This is a genomic window from Actinomadura bangladeshensis, assembly GCF_004348335.1.
Taxonomy (GTDB): Bacteria; Actinomycetota; Actinomycetes; order Streptosporangiales; family Streptosporangiaceae; genus Spirillospora; species Spirillospora bangladeshensis.
The window spans coordinates 1-2,261 of sequence record NZ_SMJW01000496.1; the positions used below are offsets into that span (position 1 = coordinate 1).

Here is a 2,261-nt window from a genome sequence, read left to right on the forward strand (position 1 = left end):
CCGCACCAGGCGGAGCTGGACACCTGGACCCATCTGGTCGGGATGTACGACGACACCACCAAGAAGCTGCAGGTCTATGTCAACGGCGACGCCGGGACGCCGAGCCCGCAGGTGCCGGCGGCATGGACCGCCACGGGCGGGTTCCAGATCGGGCGCAGCCTGTGGTGGGGCCAGCCGGCCGACCACTGGCCGGGGCAGGTCGACGATGTCCGGGTCTACGACCGGATCCTGTCCACCGCCGAAATTACCGACCTGTACCAGCAGGCCCCCGTCCTGAATGCCCGCTGGAAACTGAACACCGCCAACGACGGCCTGTCCCTGGGCGAGGTTAAGGACGACGGGACGGCCCCGCCGCTGAAACTGCGCAACGGTGCGGCCATCGTGGCTGGCGCTGGCTTCAAGAGCCCCCTCGTGTCACCGGCGGGGTTGCAGTTGGACGGGCTGGGCGCCTATGCCGAGGCCGACCCTGCCGCCCCCGAGGCCGATTCGGCGTTGATCTCCACCGATGGGAGCTTCACCCTCACCGGTTGGGTGCAGAACCTGCAGCGCCCACAGACCACTGCCACGGTGTTCTCCCTCCCAGGAACCCAGACCAATGCATTCGCTTTGCGGTACGTCCCGGATGCGGTCGAGCCGGCAGCCCTGGGCGTGTGGCAGTTGGAGATGAACAACGCCGACCTCCCGGTCACCGATGCCTCCCATCCGCAGCGGCTGACCAGTAACTCCGCGTACAGCGAAGACGATTGGGATCACATCGCGGTCGTCTACGACGCCACCAACCGGACGATGAGCCTGTACATCAACGGCTCCACCGTCAACGGCCCCGACGGTGACTCTGAAGAGGGAGATGTGCGTCCCTTCAAGGGTTCAGGCGGACTGCAGGTCGGACGCAATGCGTTCGGTGGCAACAGCGCGGGAACCGACTTCTGGCCTGCTGCCTTGGACGACGTCTGGCTCTATCGAGGGGTCCTCAGCGCCACCCAGATCGCCGAGCTCGGCAACGCATTCGAGTACGACACCGATAACGGGCCCTAACCACCGCACCCATGCGGCAGGCACGTCGGCCTCTTGCCTCAGTGTCTGCCGCCGATTCCAACAGATCGACGATTGGTGCCCCGACGAGGTTTTGGGCGGGGTTGGAGCAGGCGCGTGGGCGCAGGAGGATGCCGTGAGAACAGGCCGCAAGACCCTGGTGCTGTCCCATTCTCGGACGACGCGTGCCGTCGCGGCGATCATGGCCGTGGCCTTGGCCGTGGGGGTGCTGTCGGCGACGCCGCCCGCGCTTGCGGAACCCGGCTCTCAGCGTCCCACCGTCAACGATCACGAAAACCCGGTCAACGGCCATGACCTGAAGGTCCGGCCCCGCAAGAAGCTGACGCTGAAGCCGGGGCCGCCGGCCAGGGCCGCCTGGCCCAAGCCCGGTACCGGTGAGGTGGCACTGCCCGCGACATCCAAGTCGGGGGTGCATGCCGGTGCGCTGCCAGTGCGGGTGCTGCCCGCTGAAAAGCCTGCCGCGAAGTCTGCCGCGCGTAGCGGGGTGGGGGCTGCGGAGAAGGTGCGGGTGTCGGTGCTGGACCGCGCCGCCACCGCCAAAGCCGGGGTGAACGGGCTGGCCTTCACCGTGGCCCGCACTGACAAACCGCAAGCCGGCCGGGTCGGCGTCGAACTCGACTACGCCAAGTTCGCGCAGGCGTTCGGCGGCGCCTACGGATCGCGGCTGCGCCTGTACCAGATGCCCGCCTGCGCGCTCAGCACCCCCGACAAGCCGCAATGTCGGCTGGCGGCGCCGCTGGATGCCGTCAACGACACCGGCGAGCAGACCCTTACCGCGCAGGTGACCGCCGCCCCCGCCCGAACCGCGACGACGGTCCCCTCCGGTGTCCCGGCTGCGGCGTCGCAGTCGGTGGGGACGCTCCTGGTAGCGGCGGCAGGGGAATCGGGTCCGCAGGGCGACTACAAGGCGACCTCGCTGGAGGCGTCGGCGACCTGGCAGGCCGGCGGCAACGGCGGAGGGTTCACCTGGTCCTACCCGATGCGGGTGCCCCCGGTCCCCGGCGGCCTGACCCCCAACGTGTCGGTCAGCTACTCCTCGGGAAGCGTGGACGGCAGGACCGCCAACACCAACGGGCAGCCCTCCTGGGTCGGTGAGGGCTTCGACCTGTGGCCGGGTTACATCGAGCGGCGCTACAAGGCATGCGAGGACGACGGTGCGCCCAAGGACGAGTGGGGGAACTCGCCGGGCGATCAGTGCTGGGGATATG

The 2,261-nt window shown here is 68.8% G+C and carries 1 protein-coding gene and 1 pseudogene; both read left to right on the top strand.

The window, feature by feature from the left end:
* A partial coding sequence (locus tag E1284_RS40295; RefSeq protein WP_131945375.1) for a LamG domain-containing protein occupies window positions 1-1,035 on the top strand: 1,035 nt, incomplete at its 5' end.
* Window positions 1,036-1,168: 133 nt separating this feature from the next.
* A pseudogene (locus tag E1284_RS40300) lies at window positions 1,169-2,261 on the top strand (hypothetical protein); the annotation flags it as partial.